Here is a 1,004-nt window from a genome sequence, read left to right as displayed (position 1 = left end):
GATGTGTATAAGAGACAGGGGCAAGTCGAAGATCCAGATCGCCGAGGAGTTCGGCGTGAGCCGCTTCAAGGTGGCCCGGGTCCTGGAGACGGCCCTCGAGCGTGATCTCGTACGGATCGAGATCCGGGTTCCGGCGGAGCTGGACGCGGAGCGCTCCGACGCGCTCCGCGCGCGGTACGGCCTGCGGCACGCGGTCGTGGTGGAGTCCCCGGCGGAGGAGCAGGACGACGCCGCGGACCCGGAGAACCTGGGCGAGGTCGCCGCCGACCTGCTCGGCGAGCTGGTGAACGAGGGCGATGTGCTCGGGCTGGCCTGGGGCCGGTCCACCATCCACATGGCGGCGGCGCTCGACCGTCTGCCGCCGTGCACCGTGGTGCAGCTGACCGGGGTCTACGACGCCGGGACCGCCGAGCGCGGCTCCGTCGAGGCGGTCCGCCGCGCGGCCCAGGTCTCCGGCGGCGAGGCGCACCCCATCTACGCGCCGATGCTGCTGCCCGACCCGGCGACGGCGGCGGCCCTGCGGCACCAGACGGGGATCGCCCGCGCCTTCGAGTACTTCGACAAGGTGACGGTCGCCGCGGTCTCCATCGGTTCCTGGGAGCCCGGGATCTCCACCGTCCACGACATGCTCTCGGACGAGGAGCGGGCGCACTACGCCTCGCTCGGTGTGGCGGCGGAGATGTCCGCCCACCTCTTCGACTCCGAGGGGCGCCGGGTCGGCCGCGACCTCGGTGAGCGGTGCATCACGGTGGAGGCGGACCGGCTGCGCCGGATCCCCGAGGTGGTCGCCATCGCCGGCGGGCAGCGCAAGGCCGCAGCGATCGGTGCGGTCCTGCGCTCCGGTCTCGTCACCAGCCTCGTCACGGACACGGCCGCCGCCGACTACCTGCTGACGGAGTCCGCCGCGGGGCAGCGCCCGGCGCTGGAGCGGGCCGACCCGGACGACTGATCCGTATCCGCCCGCCGGCCACCGCCCGGTGGAAGCGGCGTCGCGGACACGGCGG

1 protein-coding gene is annotated in these 1,004 nt (G+C 73.8%); it reads left to right on the top strand.

What is annotated here, in order from left to right:
- The first annotated feature begins 1 nt into the window (after window position 1).
- On the top strand, window positions 2-949 hold the full coding sequence (locus IH13_RS0115275) for a sugar-binding transcriptional regulator (protein WP_051835851.1): 948 nt from the start codon (window positions 2-4) through the stop codon (window positions 947-949).
- Window positions 950-1,004 lie beyond the last annotated feature (55 nt).

The organism is Streptomyces sp. NRRL WC-3549 (assembly GCF_000721935.1).
Lineage (GTDB): Bacteria > Actinomycetota > Actinomycetes > Streptomycetales > Streptomycetaceae > Streptomyces.
This window is presented reverse-complemented; position numbering and strand designations above follow the sequence as displayed.